This is a genomic window from Prevotella sp. LCP21S3_D2 (assembly GCF_052118345.1).
In the GTDB taxonomy this organism is placed as follows: domain Bacteria; phylum Bacteroidota; class Bacteroidia; order Bacteroidales; family Bacteroidaceae; genus Prevotella.
This window is the reverse complement of record NZ_JBQKHJ010000011.1, coordinates 1-19393: the sequence shown is the minus strand read 5'-3', so window position 1 is coordinate 19393 and position 19393 is coordinate 1. Positions and strand designations below refer to the sequence as shown.

The window sequence follows — 19393 nt, the reverse complement described above, 5'->3', positions numbered from 1 at the left end:
GGAGCTTTACGATATTTTCGATAACTTTGCATCACAAATATGATAAAACAGTATAGACTTTATCATTTGCTTTTTCTAAAAAAAATAAAGTTGGTTAACCCGTTGATGGGCCAGCCAACTTTCTTTTTTTATATGATTCTTAAAACTTAATCCTTGTTGCTTCCTCCGAAGATGCGGAGCAGATAGAGGAAGAGGTTGATGAAGTCGAGATACAGGGTCAATGCACCGAGCAAGGCGAGCTTCTGGGCTCCTTCACTTACGTCGTATTGTGTCTGGAGCATCTGCTTGATCTTCTGGCTGTCCCAGGCTGTCAGACCCGTAAAGACTGCCACACCCACATAACTCAGGATGTAATCAAATCCTGGACTCTTCAGGAACATGTTGACTACGGTCGCGATAATCAAGCCAATCAGAGCCATGAAGAGGATCTTGCCGATAGAGGTCAGGTCCTTCTTGGTGGTATAACCGTAGAAAGCCGTTACGCCAAAGGTTCCCGCTGTGATGAAGAATACCTTTGCGATGACCATCGGACTGTAGACGTAGAAGATGGATGAGAGCATCGCACCGTTCAGTACCGAGTAGCCGATGAACATCAATGTGGCTGTACCCAATGATAGGCGGTTGATGGCACCGCTCAAGGCGAAGACCAGAACCAGCTCTGCGATAATCAATCCCCACATCATCTTATGAAGACTCATGAAGAGGGTAGGACTGGCAGCAACACCAAAGGCGGTGACACCGGTTATCAGGAGAGCCAATGTCATCCAGGTATAAACCTTGCGCATCAATACAGGGAAGGCACCGCTCAATCCGCGCTCTCGTTCGTTGAATGCAAAGCCATTGCTCTGCTGATTGTTCTGATTATTTATCAGATTGTACATTTCTTTTTCTGTCATAATTTATCTTACTTATTTGTTTGTAATCTCAAAGAACTAAGCGCAAAGATAATGCCAATTATTGAAACTAGCAATTATCTCTGCGCTTTATTAACATTTATTCCGTAATATTACGTTATTCCGACTGTCTTTTTACAATCTTCCAGCCGTTATCTTACGGCTATCTTCCTAACGGCAACTTGTTTGCCGCCTCGTGTCACCTCTACGACCACCGTACCGTTCACGGCTGTGCGAAGTGTCTCATTCTCAGCTCTAGCCTCCTTTTGGGCAGCAAGAACTCCCGTGGTACCGTATACTCTGATGAAGTCGGCAGGCTTCAAACCCTTCACGCGAATGATGCCCCTGCCATCGGTGCTGACCGTAATGACTGACTTCATGTCAGTTGTCATACGGTTGAAGCTGATGCTGAATCGGCTGTTCATCTCGCCAGCCTGGGTGGCATCGAACTGATAGCTTCCTTCCTTCAGATCTACCGCCTTTCCGGTTTCCTTGTCCTTCAGCCAAACGGTTTCGTATTCGCTGGCATCGCAATCCTCAGGGATGCTGATGGAGTATTCACCCGTCTCCGGCAGACTGACGCCGATGCTCTGTTCTGCTTCGATACTTACGGCTGAAAGGAGTGAGTAGCGCCCACCATTACGGTTAGCATAAATCTGGGCATTCTGGCTATTTATCCATTTCACGCCGTCACTTCCCAGGTCGAAGTCTGATTTCGCCTCCTGTGCAGGAACTGCGTTCAACTGGAGCTGGTCATCTACAGGAGTGCCGTTGCCCGCTCTGCTTGTTCTGCTGTTCTGGGTGATAGCGATGTCGAGGGCTCGGGTTGCTTGATAGGCTGTTGTTGCCCTTGCTTCCGAATGCCCTACTATCACGCTTTCTGAATTATCCAGAGTGGCAGTCTGCGTAAACACGGCATCCATCGCCGGGATGTAGCCATCCGTTGTGCTACCATCATAGGTATTGATAGCCTTGTAGCTGCCGTTTTCTTCGCATTGGTAGATGACTCTGCCATATTCCATATCGCTATAGTTCATGGCGCAGAGATAAGGAGAACCGAAGAGGTTCCAGCCCATGTTCTCCTTGTGGGTGAACTTCAAACCGCCGCCATTACTGTCTGACCATGGCTGCTGGTTGTTGTTCTGCGTCAAGATAATCTGTCCTAACTGACTACCGTTCTCTGTGTAACTGATTCCATAGAAACGGACGGTCTTAGCTGCTGTGGCATCCATTCTGAAACCTGCGGTAAAGTTTCGCTGGTTATCCACACCTCTTACCCATGCTTTACTATCGTTTTGGTCAAACTTATAGTCGTATTTGGCACGAGTAGCTGCATTATAGTAGTAGGCTACTACGCTACCATCAGCAGGATTATTTGTGCCCTCAACCTCCATATTGGTAGCCTTGAAAGGCATGGAGAAGAAGTTGGTTCCTGTCTTCAGGTTTCTTTCCACGGCAAAGTTGGTGAGGTTTACATAACTGTTGTTGCCTCTTAAACCAGCGTGGTGCTTCAAAAGCAGGAAGCCTGGGCTGAACGGATTCGTTTCTGTATAGAATGTGTTGTCGAGTTTCAGCTCCTTGTCTTCTGCCATGACATAGACCACAGATTTACCATGAGGATAATCTGTCTTCTTTGCTTCTGCCTCGTTTGTCAGATACCAAGTCTCGAAACATCCGTTATCTACCTTGTCTCTGATGCGTTGGTTGCCGGCAAGGTCATGGTTGTGCATCACCATGTCGATGCATTCTTGGGTTTTGCTTGCGTCTGTGTTAGCGTTGATGTCGCCAGATGTTTCATCAAGCTGGTACTTCCAATAATCATCTTTCACATATTTATTATAGGTGGTTACAGATGCTCTGTTGGCAGCACTACCATCTGGTGATAGTAATTCGCCGGAAGCAGTTACATTGACGGTCTTTACATTCTCCACGGTTCCTAATGCCAGACTGTTGTAGAGTAAACCTTCTGCATCTCCAGTTACGTTTGTGGTTGCATCAAGGACAGAGGTAGAGAGCATGCTGTTGCCCTGGAGGCTGACGTCGCCCGAAACCTTGAAACCATCAACAATACACATATCTGTAGTTCCGCTGTTGAGTGTCAGTCCATTGATGGCAGACTGACTGGCAGACTCGATGATTCCTTTTCTCTGAGTAAGGAGATCCTTCACGATAGCATCTGGTTCTGTTTCAGAACTTTTTTCTTCGTGCATTGAACCAAACATCTTGACGCCTGGCATGCTGATGTTCACGTTATCAGCCTTCAGGTTCCTATCTACGAAGACGTAGCCATATTTACCTGCATTCTTGTTGGCATAAAGCTCAGCCAGGTTAATGGCGCCTTGCAGGTCGTTGGTTGGGTTATCCCAGCTTTCACCTGTTCCTGCAACAGCAGAACCTTCTTTTACATAGATAATATCCCGCAACTTCGTGTCGCACTCGTATGCACCGATATCGATGTTGTCGCCAATCAGACGGGCTGTATTGCCCAAGTCCTTTTCTGCAGCTAAAGTTGCAGGATAATCAATCTCCTTGCCTTTGTATTTTTTATCCAACCCAACGTTTTTGCGATAATTCTCATTGTTTCCTTGGTCGAGTAACTTGAGGCTAGGGCGAATTCTATAGTCGCCATTTTCCGGATCAACAAAGTTTGGACCATTTAGCACATCACCATTTTCGATACTTTTATCAATCATGACATTATTATATCCAATATCTTTTGTAAGATCTTGCAAACCATTCTTCCATGCCACAGAATTATAGACACTTTGGGTTCCAACAACCGCAGTGTCTGTATTGTTAACAAATGTAGCATTTGTTATGTCTGCTGATTGGGATTTAGTGATTTTAAGACCATTTCCTTCTCCGTCAGCAAACAATACGTTCCACATCTTTATGCCGGATTCGTTATCTTCTGTTGCAGCATTATTGTTAACTACCATTCCGGTTTTCTTGTTCTTTCTAAAGGCACTATTGTGTACCTTTAAAAGACTTCCTTCATTATTGGTAGACAAATTAACCATCGCATTTACTCCCACGCCACTCTGGTTCTGGAATGTGAAACCGGAAATAGTTACCGGCTTACCATTCGTTACGATATTAAGCAAGTTTTTGGTTTCGCCCGCCTTGGCTGGGTTCTCAATGAGTACCGAAGGTTTGCTGAAGTCTTGCACCTCTGTACCGTCAGCATTTTTCGAGCCCGTACAACCACCTACAAGTTCAATTGATTCTATATATTTAGCCTTCTCGGCATTGTTTACAATGAGAGAGAAGGCATCACCGCTAGAGTAGGTTGGCGAATAATAGGTACCTCCACGTACAAACACTTTTCTGTTGTTGTTGATTGTAGTACCTGAAAATTTGTTACCAGAAGGGTTAGCCATGGCAATGATGGCACCACGAAGGTCGGTGCTTTGGTTATCCCAACTGCTACCATCGCCATTTCCTTTCTCTTCCGTACCGATATAAACCTTTTCAAAGTCTGTAAACGTGAATACATACTGGAATTCATACATACCGATGTCGATAGGCTTTTCTGCTTCATCACCTTTCTCGTCTTTCGGACCTACGTATCTGTAGTATTCCTTACTGCTGTTAGCAGAACGGATATACTCAGATGGATAACCATATTCCTTAAGGCGATTATTGTGCATACTCCACCAATTCAGATATTTACCAGTCTCGTTTGTATTGTCTGCATCCTTCTTTCCGTCACCTGCATCTGTAAGCACAGAGATAGCCTGAGGATTCCATTTGGCATCCGGTTTATAACCTTCGTAACCCTTTGTGGTTGTAGGCTCTGTGAAACGTGGACCAGCCGATGCAATATTCTCCTTGTTCAACTTGATATTGCCATCCGTTGCTGGAGAAACTGTAGAAGCAGGTAATTCATCCCAGGCACAGTTGCGCATGTGCTCTCTCTTGAGGAGAACTTTGTCACCCTCAGTTACAGTTGATTCATTACCCCAAATGGCGGTATTATATAATATAGGTGTAATCGTACCGCTTGTTACCTCGTTCTCCACATGAATAGCTCCATCTTGCTTTGCCTTGTTGTTCACGATGAGGCTGTTTACGATGTAGGCATCCTGATAGCCCGCAGCCATACTGCCGGCATCGTTTGCTCTACGGATGTAGATGGCTCCGCCTTGTGATTTTTGTGTGCCCGTATATCTGCCACAAGTTACGTCATTGTTGGCTAAGAGCGAGTTGACGATATGCAGGTTTCCATTCTCTGATTCTGTGAGATAGAGATAGATGGCTCCACCCTTACCAGGTTCGGTGACTTCATCCTGACTAGCTTTTTCTGATACGTTACTGTTTCCGCTGATAGTACTGCCGATGATGTCTAGACTTGCATTGTTTACATAGACAGCTCCGCCATGCAGACCGGAGTTTTTGATCAGTCGGCAACGGTTCAATGTATAGTTCACGCGGTTGGTGTAGATACCGCCTCCTCGACCAATCTCGGCAACTTCGTTAGTTCCTCCTTCTTCAGTCTTCAGTTTTGTCATGGTCTCACCATTCATGATGGTAATACCGTCTAATACGACTTCGTTGTTCGATGTAGTCGAAGTATTAGTTGATCCCGCATTGCTGTAGACTACATGATATACATTACGTTCCTTTTCCGATGCCTTGATGTCACCGGAAAGAATCGTAGGATTCTGGAACTCCCATGGCTCTATCAATCCGTTCTTATTGTTGTCGGTCATGTAGTCCTTGTTGCGTTTTGCCAGAATATCTTTGATGGCTTCATCTGGAGTCAAAGTCTTACCTCCAAAGCTTGTAAACTTATCTTCAGTTTCTTTTCCCGTAGCAGGATCAACAGGAGTAGAAGAATACAGGTCATCTTTCGAGAAACTGCCGAAGATATCTACGTTCACAGGGATGGTGAAGCTCTGCAAGCGGCGGTCTATCGTGTTTTGCTCTGGCGAAAGGTCTTTATTCTGTCGCATCTTGCTCGGCTTGTAGGTTCCACCTGTCATCAGAATCTCGAAGTGGGTATTATCATTCGCCACATTCTTTTCTCGTGCCTCATTGATGTAATCGAGGGCTGCTTCGAGACTGTTGAAAGGAGTCAGGAAGGAGCGGCCATAATACTTTGCCTTCTCTTCTTCTGTTACAATCTCACCACCTGTCTGAGAAACGAACAGGCGCTTCAGAAGCTTGCTTTTATTAAACTCAGGCAGATCAGATGTGTATGCACCTGCTGTCTGTTGCTTGGTCATGTTTCTTTCCTTACCGGTAATGTCGTAGCTGCTGATACCATAATTCTTCCATGCATTGACGTATTCTTTCTCAACTCCGTTGCCAATCAATGGTGAATAGGCACGAGGCTTGAAGATTTTGTTGTCGTTGAAGTAACTGTCCAGGTCGCTGGTCATTTCCGTATTCATTCTGTTGGCTGGCAACGCCATCTTCTCTACAAAACAATAGTTGTATGGATAGAATAATTCTTCCGAATATTTTCCGATTCCCTGCAGAAAGTCGTGAGACTGATAGTTCACATCACCGCTGATGTTGTTATCGGTCTGTGCCGTATTTCCCCATATCACGGTGTTACCGCCAATCAGGGAGTTCTCCTCCTGGTAGATTCCGCCACCAATGGTTGCCTCGTTTCTGGCAATGGTGCATGAGATGACGTAGGCATGGTAGTTCTTGATGTCTTCGTTCTTATCGTTGGAACGGAGCGCATAGATGGCACCACCTTTCTGTGCCTTGTTTCTTACGATGACACTACCGCTTACGATGCTACCTTTCAGCAACATGAGAGCACCGCCCAGGGTAGCCTGACAGTCGGAAATCTCACAGTTGCGTACATGTGCCATTCTTGGTACAATGGCTGCACCACCCATACTCTTGAAGCCCGATTTGTCGCTTGCGTTACCATCAATCAGGCGACAGCCATCTATGATGGTATTCTCTGTCAAGGCAGTGGTGTTGTAGTCGTCATAGTCGCCCGTAGGCCATTTGCCGAAGCACACGGTGTGGTAGCCGTTCACCTCCTGGTTAACGGCAGAACCTTCTTTTACTTCGGTCTTCGCGCTCAATACCGTCTGGTATGAGCTGATACAGTCGCGTATGTCATTATCCCAATTGGCGGTTCCATCTTTCAGCTTACCTCCTTCCTGGTCACCCTCATAGTAACCACCCATCAGGCATACTCCGTTAGGAATCAGGAAGGTATAGCTCTGCGGATCGCTAGGGTCTGCCAGCGTATTGGCATGATAAGTAAAGCGCTTTCCGGTTTCATCAGCCTGATAGCCTGCCACTTTTACAAACACCTGATGCTTTTGGGTGTTATCTGTGATGTCCCGGTTCTCTGTTTCAAATTTCTTTCCCGCAGCAGTCAGCACATCCTGCAGCTTGTCAGCACAGGCAGCGTTTTCCGGACTGTCTCCACTTCTGTTTCCCCATCCGTTTTGGGTTACATAATAAATGTAATCTACAATACCTGCGCTGTTTGTCTTTTTCTGTGGCGCGATATTGGCAGTATTGTTAGCCTCATAGGCACCGATATCTATGGCGCAGTCCTTGATACGGTTGGTATAGTCCATATCGGTTTCCGGAAGGATGATTCCATTTCCTACATTTGTGGTACCGCCATTCAGACACTTGTTACCTGCTAAACCATCAGCCTCGTTCAGGCGGAAGTTATTCTTTAATCGGGCATTGCGGAAGCGGAAAACTCCGTCTTTTCCACTTTCGTAGGTCTGGTCTTCAAATGGGAAAGCCTGAGCCTTCGTTCCCGTAAAGTTACCATCGCTTTCCTGGAATTTGTTGCTGAGGTCACTACTGTTCATGTAGCAGTTGTGAGATGGATTCATTTTGTCCTTTGCCGCAGAGTTTACCTGATCTGTAATCTGCTTGCCGTTGTTATAATTATCATAGATGATACAGTTGTAGAGTGAAAGCTGCGATGCAACTCCGGTTTTGGCATCCTGCCAGTGATAGATGCCGGTTCCGTTTTGCGCCATATTGTAGGCGATGGTATTGTTGTAGAACTTGGCACTCTCCAGGAAGATACCTCCGCCACGACAGCTGCTTCCGTTATAGCAACGGTTGTTTGCCACCACAAGGTTGTAGCCGGTACCTTGAATCATATAGGCTCCGCCTCCATAACTTTCACTGCTGTTGGCATAACTCAGGTTTCTCAGCAGGTAACTGTTCGAAATCTTACTGTTCTCGCCGTCCATATACAAACCGCCACCACGCACGCGACTGCCATGGTTGAAGTTGTTGACGATGATAAGGTTTTCCAGTTCTACTCCTCGGAATACACGCACACCAGCTCCTCCGTCACGATTGGCACCAGGATAGTTGATGATGTAACCGTGACGTACAGAGAAGCCATCCCATTTGGCATGCTCGTAATCCACGTAGTTTTTATCGTCTTTTAAAGGTTCTTTATAGCGTACAGCATTACCGTCGGTACGTGTGGTGTTTCCATCACCCGATGGCGACCAGGTAGGAAGGCATACGTCTGGCTGATACAGTACATAATGGCGCTCTGTTTTCCCGCTGTTTATCAATGTTTTTGTAAAGTCATAATTAGAGCCATCAGAAGGCTTGTTCTCCTGATACCACATTTCCTTGCTGCTGTTTGTGAAGTATACAGGCGATTCCTTTCTGATTTGTAGAATGGTCTCATATTTGGTCTTGTCCAGATTCTCGTATTCCTTGCGTGCCGGCACGTATTGTGACAGCAGCGGATGACGGTCGTCTTCTCCAGGATAGCCTTTGTATGGGAAACCGCCTATTACCTCCACCTTGTCTCTGACAACAAAGCCTTTGTAGTCGGTATAGATGCCTGCACCTACCCAAACTACTACCCAGTCTTTCTTGTCTGTGATATTCTTATTCAATTCTGCCGCTCTTTCCACAGCATATTGCAGACCGCTGATGTATTGCTCCTTTCTGTTGTTGGTAATTTTGTTATAGGTTCCCCAATTGTTGGAATAGGCTCGCGCTTGGTTATCTGAGTTTGTCCAGAAATCGCCATAAGAATCTATTTCAGAACGATACTTGCCTTTAGCTTGTCTATAATCCATATTGTCAATAGTGGTGCTAAGCAGCGTATTGTCACCCTGCTTTACATAGAAGTCATTGCCCGTTCTATCAATTGTATTGTCACACATGGCGTTACCGATGATGGCCTTGTCCCAGCTGCTTCCGTCATATTCGGTTCTAGATTCATTCAGAAGATTGAAGTTCGGGTTGCCGTCCTGGTCGTCATTATTGGCATCGCTGCTGCTTTTATAGTCCTGGTTGTACGAACGTACGTAGATAATCTTTCCTGCTTTTGGCAGGAGAGCTTCGTATGCACCCAGGTCAGGAACACCACCTAAGTTGCGGTCTTCGCCGGTGATGTCCTTGGCTGTTGTATTTGCATTGCTTTCTTGGGCACTGTTGATGATTGCACCAGCCTCTGCAGAACTGGTCAACGGACGGAAGGATGAATAGCCTCCGTAATAAACGTTGCCGCTCATCTTGGCACCCACTTCATTGGTTGGGTTGCTGAAGTTCAGGGCTCCGTTTTTTCCAAGAGTGTTAATATCCATGCTGCTGTTCTTGCATTTCGAATCATCCCATGTGCCGTTGATGTTCAGTTTGTTTCCTACAGCATACGAGGTAGCCTTCACAAGGTCGTAATCTGGTGCTACTCCCTCATTGTTGATGATGCTTACATGGTTGAGTGTGAGAGTGTTGTTGCTGCCTTGGCTTTTGTTCAGATAGATGATGGAAGGCAGCCCCGAAGGATTTGGATTAAGCGGATCCTTGCTCGTATTGTTATTGATGACGCAGTTTTCCAGTTCCAATTTCACATTCACAGCATCCGGCATGGTAGCGATAGCACCGCCATCTGCCGCCGTGTTGTTCTCAAAGATGCAATTCTTCAGCTTCACGGTAGTTGCTTGGCTGCTCTGGTCCATGCTGCCTATCAGCACGCCGCCACCATAAGGCATGTAGGCAGTACCGGCAGCGTATGCATGGGTAAAGGCATAGCCGTCGATGGTGATGTTGGCACCTGCTTCGATGCGGACCAGATGGTAGAGACCCTCGTTGAGTTCTGAACCGTTCAGGTTTCCGTTCAGCTCGGTGCGGTATTTGATAGGGTCGCGGTCTTCATCCTTCGGATTCGGATTCTCTGAATATTCCGGATAACCGCCATACACGGTAATTGGGAGTACGCAAGGTTGAATGTTAAAGGTGCATGACCTGGCATCTGTTTCCTCGAACGTGTAGGCAATCTTCGGTTCGAAGATACCCTCACGACCGCAGATTTCAAACTCCCATCCGCTGTTCTTCTCAATAGTGAAATCCTCTGGTGTAGTATTGTCCTTGGTAACTACCTTGATATTGTCCCCAGCCTTGATGTCGGCAAGATAACCGAGTACTTCATCTGCAGATGTTGAGGTATAGCTCTTTTCCCACGACTCTCCTGTTCCGTCCACCAGTTCTCGTGAACGGTCAAAGTAGATGCGCAGGCGTTTCTTGCTGTCATTCTTTTCAAATACAAGGTCGTGGTTGTCAGCCATATAGGCTCCTGCTGACGGAACCGAACTGATAGCTTTTCCGTTCAGGTCTATTTTTGGCTGATACAGGTAGGAAGATGGTAGGAGAGCATAGCTGATACCCACGTTGCGCAGTCGGCTACCTGTCAATGTTTCCCAGTAATAGTTCACCGTCTTCATGTCTGTAAGAACGCCACGGTTCTCGTCGAAGGCTTTCACCGTGTTGTAAGGTGCTTCCTTGCCCATCACGAATCCCTTGCCCGAGTAATACGTGTTGATGGAGATGGTTCCGCTCTGATAGGTGCTGGTCCATTTGGCTGCATTTACATCCGAGATGGCGTTGTTGTAGAACTGTACGGTCTCTTCTGATGGGTTGGCTGCATAAATCTGTGCCATGGACGCAGAGTTGCTGGTGCCAGACTTGTGCCGGAGCAGCGAGTTGTTCCAGATGACGTTGTTGGCAAGAAGACCTTTTTCCTTGATATACACACCACCCGTATTGGATGACAGCTCGTCAGCAGGATCCTTGGTGTTGTTGGTATAGTTGTTGACGATGGTGTTGTTAATCACCAGTCCGTGACCATCCAGATACACAGCACCATTTCGGGTACTGGTATTGTTACTGATTACCGAGGTGGCAAGAATCTGATAATAGGCTTTCTCTGGGTTGCTAGCGTCACCCTTCAGATAAACACCTGCTCCCTGATAGGCAGAACAGTTGGTTACCATACTTCGGGTGATGAAGCCGGCTTCGTCAATATAGATGCCTCCGCCCTGGTAAGCCGAGCAGTCGTATACCAGGTTACCTTCCGTCTGTCCGTTCTTGCAGTAGATGCCGCCGCCACGAGGCTTGATGCTTCCGCTTTCTTTCATGCCCGGGTTACAGAATCTCACGGTACAGTAACGCATTCGGGCTGACGGGTCGTTGATATAAACGCCTGCACCACAGTCTGGGGCGTATTGGGTTGCGTTCGTTTCGTTATATTTACCTCCCTCAATGGTGAAACCTTCCAGATATACTTCGTCGGTAAAGGCTTTTTCTTCAGGCAGGGGAGCAAACCATACCACATGGTAGGAACCGCTGTTCTTTATGTTCCAGGCTTCGTCATTATTATTCCAGTTGGCATCATCGCTTCCCTTGAATTCCGCACCCCTGATGATAGATTCCTGATTCCAGCCCCATGGCTTTAAATTCTTGGAGTCCTCAATGCGCTCGGAACGTCTTTTCTCTGTTCCCTTGAAGGAGCCATAAACGCTGATGCCATTCTTCATCAGTAGGGATACCGGTGCAGAGGCATCATTAGCAATGATACGGTCTTTTACTACATAGGTTCCGGCTGCTACCCAGACTTCGCCTTTCTCGCCTGGTGCCTTTTCTGCCAAATTGTTGATGGCCCACTGGATATCGTCCGTGGCATTTTCCCATGATGATCCGTCGCCAAGTCCCTCTTTCTGGGGCTTCACGTATCTGATGCGTCCTGGCTTCATTCGGGCATACTCGTAGGCGCCGATGTCGATGGTGTTGTCCTGATTCTGGTAGCGTGTTCTACCCATGATGTCGGTAGAGGTAGTTTCCAGGTTTGCTTTAACTACGTTGTTGGTGTAGTATTCCAGATTTCCCTTGTTCAAAAGGGCAGAGGTTTCCTCAAAAGTGAAGGCGGTGCTGTATAATTGCTTCAGGTTACTGCTGAACGAGAAGTCGTAACCCTGGGTTACGGCAATCTGCTTGAACCAAGGGGCTGGCTCAATGCCGTGGTTCTCTTTGCTGATCCTTACGTTCCCGTTTGCGTCGGTGTTGGCCTTGGAATCGGTTACCTCTACTTCCGGAAATGCACAGGAATAGAAGGCAGGACGGCTGTCTTGCTTGCTGAGTGCAGTGGAATGCCAGAGCACGGTGTTGTAAACTGCTCCGCCGCCATTGCTGTTTGAAGCCCCGTCTGTGGTCAGGTCTGCGGCTGATACGGTGTTGGCAATAACAGAACAGTTGACGATTTTCGATGTGTTCGAAAGTCGGATACCGCCGTTCGTATTGTTGTTGATGTTGCAGTTGTAGACGGTGGCTGTTCCGTCTATCCACATACCGCCACCTTCGTTTTCGCTGGAGCCTCGCTTGCCTGCCACATTATTAAAAATGCTGCAGTAGCTGATGGCTGACTGCGGGTTGGTACAGGAATTATCTACATAGATGGCACCGCCGCGCATGCCGTAGTTGTTCGCAAAGTTACATTGCGAAATACGGAAGTAACGGCTGCCGGCATTGTTGTCGTTGCTGTTGTTTACCACGTAGATGCCGCCGCCTCTGCCATTTGCAGAAGTGTTCTCTCCCTTGGCATTACCTGCTGCGATGAGGAAACCGGAAACTATAGTTGGCTTGTTGCCGTCGTTGGTGTTGTCCTGTGTTACGCCCATCTGGAGGGTCAGCACATGAATGGCATTGTCGGTGCGGGTGGTGTTCTCTGGATAGATAATCAGCTGCTGGCTCGCCTTGTCGTTGGTGTTGATATCGCCCACCAGAGCCGTCTGATACTTCATCTGATATTTGTGTCTGCCCGTAGGGAGATCGTTCTTGTTGTTTTCATCTCCTGCAAAACCTCCATACATGGCAACGCCCGAAGGGAGAACGAAGCCTCCCTCCGGTGCCTTGTAGATGTGACCGGTAATATCCTCGTAGCCTTTCACCCAGATTTCATCGCCAGCCTTGGCTTGGCTCAGCGCTTCTGTCAGGGTGATAGCATTCTCCCACGATAAACCGTCGTTGCCGGATGCAGTTATCTCGGAATCTGCTTTTACATGATAGGTCTTGCCTTGTGCTGACAGCTGGCAGGTGCAACCCAGGAGGATGAGGACTGCTATGATTTTCCTGTATGTCGTATGTTGTATTCTCATGCTGAAAAGAGTTTTATATGTTGAAATTATTGATCGTGATATCTGATTTATCACCGAGTTTGGTGCCCTTGATGGTTACGTTTATCTTGTACCAGCGGGCTGGGATAAAGCCATCTTTCAGATTACTCATGTCAAATGTCACGTTGTATGTCTTGCTCGTTCCCTCTTTCTCAGTATCAAGCTGGAAGGTGAGGCGAGGAGGATTGGTTCCGTCTGGGAAGGTATAATGATATACTCTTCCGTTACGCTTGCTGATTTCCGAGGTGTTCACAAAGGTTGTGTGGCCGCTTACCGAAGTCCTGGAAGTTACTTCTTGGTGGTAAAGGGTAGGGAAGAGTCTTCCGCATCCTGCATCAGCTTTCGTTGTTCCTTTCGGTTCTCCGTGATAAGTAAACTGGCTTACTTTCACGTTGGTATATTTCAGATTTCCATCCTTGTCTTTCTCGTAGGCTCCCTTGGCATCCCATTGGATGTCAATCTTGGCAGCCAGTCTGCCCAGTACCATGCGCCAGTATTGCTTGGTGTTGATATTGGCATTGATGTTTTTTTCTACTTTTATATCTCTGTCATTGGTGAGAATTTGCGTCTCAGGGTCTAGCTTGAGTGCATAGCCTGTGGCTACGCTGATAAACTTGGCTATGTCGATGGCTCCGTTTTTATGAGCATAGTCGTTGCTAATCTGTAAATTATAAATGTCTGAGTTATGGTCTTGTCCGTCTTTTGCGATGCCGTCTAGCATCTTTTCCAGATCCAGCCCCTGTCCGCTACTATAGGTAACCCCATAAACGCAACAGGTGCCTAACGGCAGATACATCGTATAGGTGCGAAAGCCGTTGGCATCAGGTCCTGAAAGGGTTGAGGTGGGATGGGTGACGAGGGTATCCCGGTCGAATTCTTCTTTGGTATAGGTGTCGTAATATACCATTTTCTGGGGTGCTCCATCTATGATTTCGTCGCCTTGGGCCTTTTCCTTATAGGCAACGATGATGGTGAGCTGGTCCCAGTCTACCTTGTCGTTGGTGTCTGCTCCCGGGTCTCCGACGCGTGTGTTTGTCTTATCGGCAGGCACAGATAGGGTGAGCGAGATGGGTGCCAACGTATCCATCGGTCTCACCTCGTCCTTCTCGCTGCATCCTGCCAGCATGATAAGCGATAGTATCGCAAATATGTATTTCGTAATATGATTCATGTATCAAATCTTTATAGCCGTTGAATTGGCTTGCCCTTCGGCCGCCGAACGTTGTTTCTTCACTCTTCGTTCTTCACTCTTCACTTAAATGTCAATGTCGTGGCTTCCTCCCGGTTTCCAGTCGAGTTTCACACTTACGCCTACAGCGGTGTTACTGGTAGAGAGCGAACCGTCTTCCTTCAGTCGGGTCTTGATAATCTTAAGCTTGCCGGCTTTCAGTGGTTCGTTCATCGTGAAGATGGTTTCGGTATATTTACCGTTTATCTGGGTGATGACGTGGTAGCGCCATTCTGATTGGGTGCTGGGGAAACTGACCGTATAGAGGGCATCGTGAGAAGGGATGGAATAGGTTGTCATGCCTTCGTTGAGTCGGTTGGCTCTCACCAGGGTATTCCGGGTTGAGGTGTAGAGACTGTCGTTCACCTGGAACTGGGTTGCCATGCCTTCTACAAATCCCCAGAGTCTGGTGGGCTGCACCTTGCTCTGGTCGATGACCACCACCGCAGCACAGTTTGCCATATAGAGGGTGGTATACAGGTCGTGCTCAAAGTCGTTTTCGTTGATGGTGAAACGGGAAGAGAACAATCCGATGTTATGGCTGTTGATGGTATCTTTCTGCTCTTGCTGCAGGGCGAGCGTCTTACAGGTGTTGGCTCCTGTAATCTGTACGTTGTCTGCACTGCCGGTATTGGCGAGGGAGAGATTCTTATAGTTGTTGCGGGGCAGATAGATGGTATAGGATACCGAGTTGGTACCCATTTTGTTTGCCTCGTGGTGGAAGAGGTCTTCGCCTACGAAGAAGGAGAGGTCGTTGTCGTGGGCATGGTCGGTGAAGACCTTGCTGAGCGCCTGTTTCAGTCTCTCTGCTATTTCCTGTTCGGTGATGAGATTCAGATCCATGTCGATGATGGTATTAATCTGCGTATTGAGTACCAGGTTATACCTTATCTTATAGTCTTTGCCGCACTTGCTCATGTCTTCATCGATACAAGAAGACAATCCGAAGGCGATGCCTATCGTCATCATAGCTATCAGAAACATTCTATATCGAATCTTCATTGTTCTTTCCGAGTTTTTAATTTCATAATCTGTATGTCTCCCTTATTGGGAGTAGTTCTGTCCAGTATCTCTGTAAGATAGGAAATTATCTCTATGAAATAAAAAAATATCTCTGTAAGATAGAAAATTATCTCAGTAAGATAAATCCTTTTCTCCGCTTCATATTTCCCTGCAGGAGTGTGGTAAAAATATTTGAAACCCCAAAAATGCAGTATTTTTGAAGGAGAGAATCGTGAAAACTGAAGGTTCTGAAGGATGGGTATCACAGAATGTGTAATTTCTGTTAAAAAGCAAACCGTTTGGACAGATTTTGGGGCTGAAGGAACTGAAGGCAGTTTTCAAACATAATAATATCATATCAAAAACAGCATTTTAACATATGGCCAAATATATTGCAATTGCTTGATAATCATATAATTGCATCTTTTTTGCTCTACGCTGCATATAAAAATGATTTTTTAATTTCATCCTTCAGTTCCTTCTGTGCATCCTATCCTTCAGTTCCTTCAGTTTTTTGAAGGGTATCCTTCATTATCTTTTTCTTACAAATTTACATCGAATGTAATACCAGACTTCCACTCGAGGTCTACTGCGAGACCAACGTTGATACCTGATGTTCTGAGGTCAGGAATACAGTTGTATGCTTTCTTCAAATCCTTGATGGTGAAGTTTGCGGTTGTTATATGATCCTGCACGAATACACGGTCAACGCCAGCTGGTTTAGTTGTAGCTGTTGAAGCAGTAGGGTCTAACTTACCAACCAGATAGAACTTTGTATTCTTAAGAATGATACCATCTTGTCCGTAGAAGTCCATGCCTGAGTTGTTCTCTAACTCGATGGTTACAAATACAGGCTTTGTATCTGTACTTTTGTTATCAAAGACAAGAGTATAGTTTGGTGTTGAGGTAGATGTACCTGCTGTAATTGTACCATTCATGTTTTGGTCATAGATGGTATTTGCAAATGTCTCTGTAGGCTCATACTTCCAGTCTACTGATTCAGGCTGACCACCAATCAAAATACCACTTACAGGGAAACCGTCTGTAGGAACTGTAATCTGTTGATCCGCTTCTAGCTTACCTGCCTGTTTTGCATTGTCATCTAGTTTTGCTGCATTACATTTTACAGTAGATTTCAACACAGCCACACTATACTGAACTGGGTCTTTCAAACCTACAGTTTTTGTGGAATTTACAACTGCTTTTTCTTCAAAGTTTGTCTTTGCGGTCCAACCAGTTTCTGTGTTTTGTGTCCAATCATTATACGCAGGAAAATCACTTAAACTAGACATGTCTTTATCTGAAACCATAGTCTTTGTATTTACAAAATACGACAGTTCGGCAGGATAGCATATCTTTTGATAGTTAATAGTGTTGCCAGTACTGAAGAGGTCGTTTCCTGGAGCGCTGTATGCAAACTTGCTCTCCCCAGTATTCCAGCTTAAAGCAGCAACACCATCTGGCAAGTTGAGATTTCTCGGAAATTCTCTGAGTGTATTTATCGTACCCAAAGCTTCTTGGCATTTTTTGTAAATCTCTGCTGTTAATTTTTTGGTATCTGGAACGCCTGCTTCAGGAGTCTCACCTGCTAATGCTGCCATCAGACTCTCAATACAAGCTTTTACAGATGCTTTTGAACCTGCTTTAAGCTTAATGAAAGTCTTATATCGATCAGCTAAAAACTTTTTCTCATGATCTGTAAGCCATGAAAGGGAAGTAGATACATTGTCGATATTTGCCCAAGTATAATCTGTTCCATTATCATTAACCTTTGCGTTGGCAATTGCATTTAATGCACCGATGATAGCTTGAGCATCTTCGTCAGTTTCGAAATCAGCATCGCTCTTGATAGGAGTTAACTTATGTGATATGTTTGCTAGAGTTTTTCCTGAGGTTCCCTCATCGGTAATCTCACCAGTCCTGAATGAAGATTCTCCATTTTTGGTAGCTTTACCGTAGAAGGCTATATAGCTAGTTCCTACAGGAATTTCAATATCACGATAAAGTCTACGATAATCGTCCTGAGCATATGCATTGTCGTCTGTGCCGATATTTATAATACTTGTAGCATCAGTGATACTTGTTGTCGTTGCAGGATCTCCACTGAAAGTCAGCAGAACAATGTCTGAAATGCCACGGAAATGGTTATTCTGCTGAGTCATGTCAGCAGTCATACGAGTCACCTTCTTCGCCTGATTAGCCGAAGGATTATTGCCATAAGGGATGTTGATGGCGAACTGGGTCTTAACAACCTGTCCTGCCACACCTGTACCGCCTGTAGGATCTGCTGAATCTGATGAGCAGGAAGAGAAACCTGCTCCGCTTGCAAGAAGAATGATTCCTGCTAAGCCGAAAAACTTCACTTTCTTCATAATCTAAAATTGATTTAAATGTATTATTACTATTTTTTATTCTAATTTGGCTTGTCCGTATCTTTTGTGTCCAAGTTGTAAACTAGAGAGACTGCCAATTTGGTAGGCATGACGAAAGCTTTCGTCTTCTTCTCGATGGCACTGGCACATTTCTCACAATTATATTTGGTATAATGTGTAATTCCAATTCCCAAGCCAATGGCTGCCTCCAGGTTCCAACGGTTGCTCTTGTCGAGCTGCCAGTCATAGCCATAGACGAAGCCAATGGCTCCTAGATCGCCTTGAAATCGGTGGTTCTTGACCTTTGGAAAAAGACCAAAAGGGAAATGTACCCTGCCCACATTGTAATGAGAGTAGAGTAGGTTGGCTCCAAGGAAATGCCCTGAAAAAGGACTGTCGAGCCAACGGCGTACTTCTGTTTGTAAAGCAATGTGCTTCAGTTTCTTGTTCTTGCTAAAAGTAAATGGGTTCCATCCAGTGGAGAAGTTTATTGACCATTGGTCTGAAATCTTTTTCTCTGCTTCTATATTGGGCGTAGTTGTTGCCCAATAGGCTAGGTTGGTCTTCAATCGCCAATCTTGTGCCGAAATAGGAGTAGTCGTTAGAATAAAAGCAAGAAGGAGCCACATGCTCAATCTTCTGTTGATGTTCATCTATCAGCGTCTTTTATATTTACTGTTCTATATTATTTGTCTAATTATTTTATCAGAAAAGCTAATTTCATTATTGCTGCAATTTTATCTCGTATGTTATTTTCTGCTGCAAATATAGCCAAAATATCTCTTATAGGCTTACAAAAACAGAAAAAACTTCTTTGATTTAAGGTCTGTTAACCAAAATGCTAAAAATCCCCCCCGTCTGTCCGATTCTTTTACTTTTGAAAGCTTTTGCCCTTATAGGGCGTGTGGAGCTTTCACGCGAAACTTATTTCATTATATATTTATGCGTATGTATGCACACCTGTGTGCCTGTGCCAGCGCACGCACAAATATAATAATGTGTCTTTTAGAATTTGGGTTATTAAAGTATTTATAAGTGTTAAAATGAGACTAAAAAACAAACTTTTTTTCGGAAAAGATTTGGTGGAATGGAAAATAGTTAGTACTTTTGCACTCGCTTTTGAGAAATACACTTTCTCTTAGCAATTAAAGAAAGAGTTCTTTGAAAGATTTTACATAAACAGACAAGTAGTACAAGAAGCGGTTAACTTCTTAGAAATAAGGAAGTTGACTGGGTAAAAGAAACGAACCGTCAAGCAATTGACAAGTCAGGTTTACTAAGCTTCAATAAACGAAAAGGATATTCGTCCTAAGTACAGACAACAAACACCGATTGCTTCAGCAATGAGGCAAGACGTAAAAATGATACTTTACAATGGAGAGTTTGATCCTGGCTCAGGATGAACGCTAGCTACAGGCTTAACACATGCAAGTCGAGGGGAAACGACATCGAAAGCTTGCTTTTGATGGGCGTCGACCG

Annotated in this window: 6 protein-coding genes; all 6 read right to left on the bottom strand. The window is 45.5% G+C overall.

What is annotated here, in order from left to right:
• Positions 1–146: 146 nt before the first annotated feature.
• Positions 147–896, bottom strand: coding sequence for a Bax inhibitor-1/YccA family protein (locus ACTQ16_RS08835; protein ID WP_153121954.1), 750 nt, complete (start codon positions 894–896; stop codon positions 147–149).
• A 149-nt stretch (positions 897–1045) separates the two neighbouring features.
• The gene (locus tag ACTQ16_RS08830; protein WP_441937047.1) at positions 1046–13294 is read right to left on the bottom strand and encodes a hypothetical protein; all 12249 of its coding nucleotides are present in this window, start codon (positions 13292–13294) and stop codon (positions 1046–1048) included.
• A gap of 13 nt (positions 13295–13307) precedes the next feature.
• Positions 13308–14483 carry a hypothetical protein gene (locus ACTQ16_RS08825; RefSeq protein ID WP_441937046.1) on the bottom strand — a complete coding sequence of 392 codons (1176 nt, stop codon included), beginning with the start codon at positions 14481–14483 and terminating at the stop codon, positions 13308–13310.
• Between the two features lie 84 nt (positions 14484–14567).
• Positions 14568–15542, bottom strand: a complete 975-nt coding sequence (locus ACTQ16_RS08820; RefSeq protein WP_441937044.1) for a hypothetical protein — start codon at positions 15540–15542, stop codon at positions 14568–14570.
• A 542-nt stretch (positions 15543–16084) separates the two neighbouring features.
• Positions 16085–17914 (bottom strand): hypothetical protein, encoded by a 1830-nt coding sequence (locus ACTQ16_RS08815; protein ID WP_441937042.1) that lies wholly within the window; start codon positions 17912–17914, stop codon positions 16085–16087.
• A gap of 41 nt (positions 17915–17955) precedes the next feature.
• Entirely contained in the window at positions 17956–18567 is a 612-nt protein-coding gene (locus ACTQ16_RS08810) for a DUF3575 domain-containing protein (protein ID WP_441937040.1), read from the bottom strand.
• Positions 18568–19393 lie beyond the last annotated feature (826 nt).

Bases quoted from the DNA above. Each gene is read 5' to 3' on its own strand.
- ACTQ16_RS08835 (WP_153121954.1), bottom strand. From the start codon at position 896: ATGACAGAAAAAGAAATGTACAATCTGATAAATAATCAGAACAATCAG.
- ACTQ16_RS08830 (WP_441937047.1), bottom strand. From the start codon at position 13,294: ATGAGAATACAACATACGACATACAGGAAAATCATAGCAGTCCTCATC.
- ACTQ16_RS08825 (WP_441937046.1), bottom strand. From the start codon at position 14,483: ATGAATCATATTACGAAATACATATTTGCGATACTATCGCTTATCATG.
- ACTQ16_RS08820 (WP_441937044.1), bottom strand. From the start codon at position 15,542: ATGAAGATTCGATATAGAATGTTTCTGATAGCTATGATGACGATAGGC.
- ACTQ16_RS08815 (WP_441937042.1), bottom strand. From the start codon at position 17,914: ATGAAGAAAGTGAAGTTTTTCGGCTTAGCAGGAATCATTCTTCTTGCA.
- ACTQ16_RS08810 (WP_441937040.1), bottom strand. From the start codon at position 18,567: ATGAACATCAACAGAAGATTGAGCATGTGGCTCCTTCTTGCTTTTATT.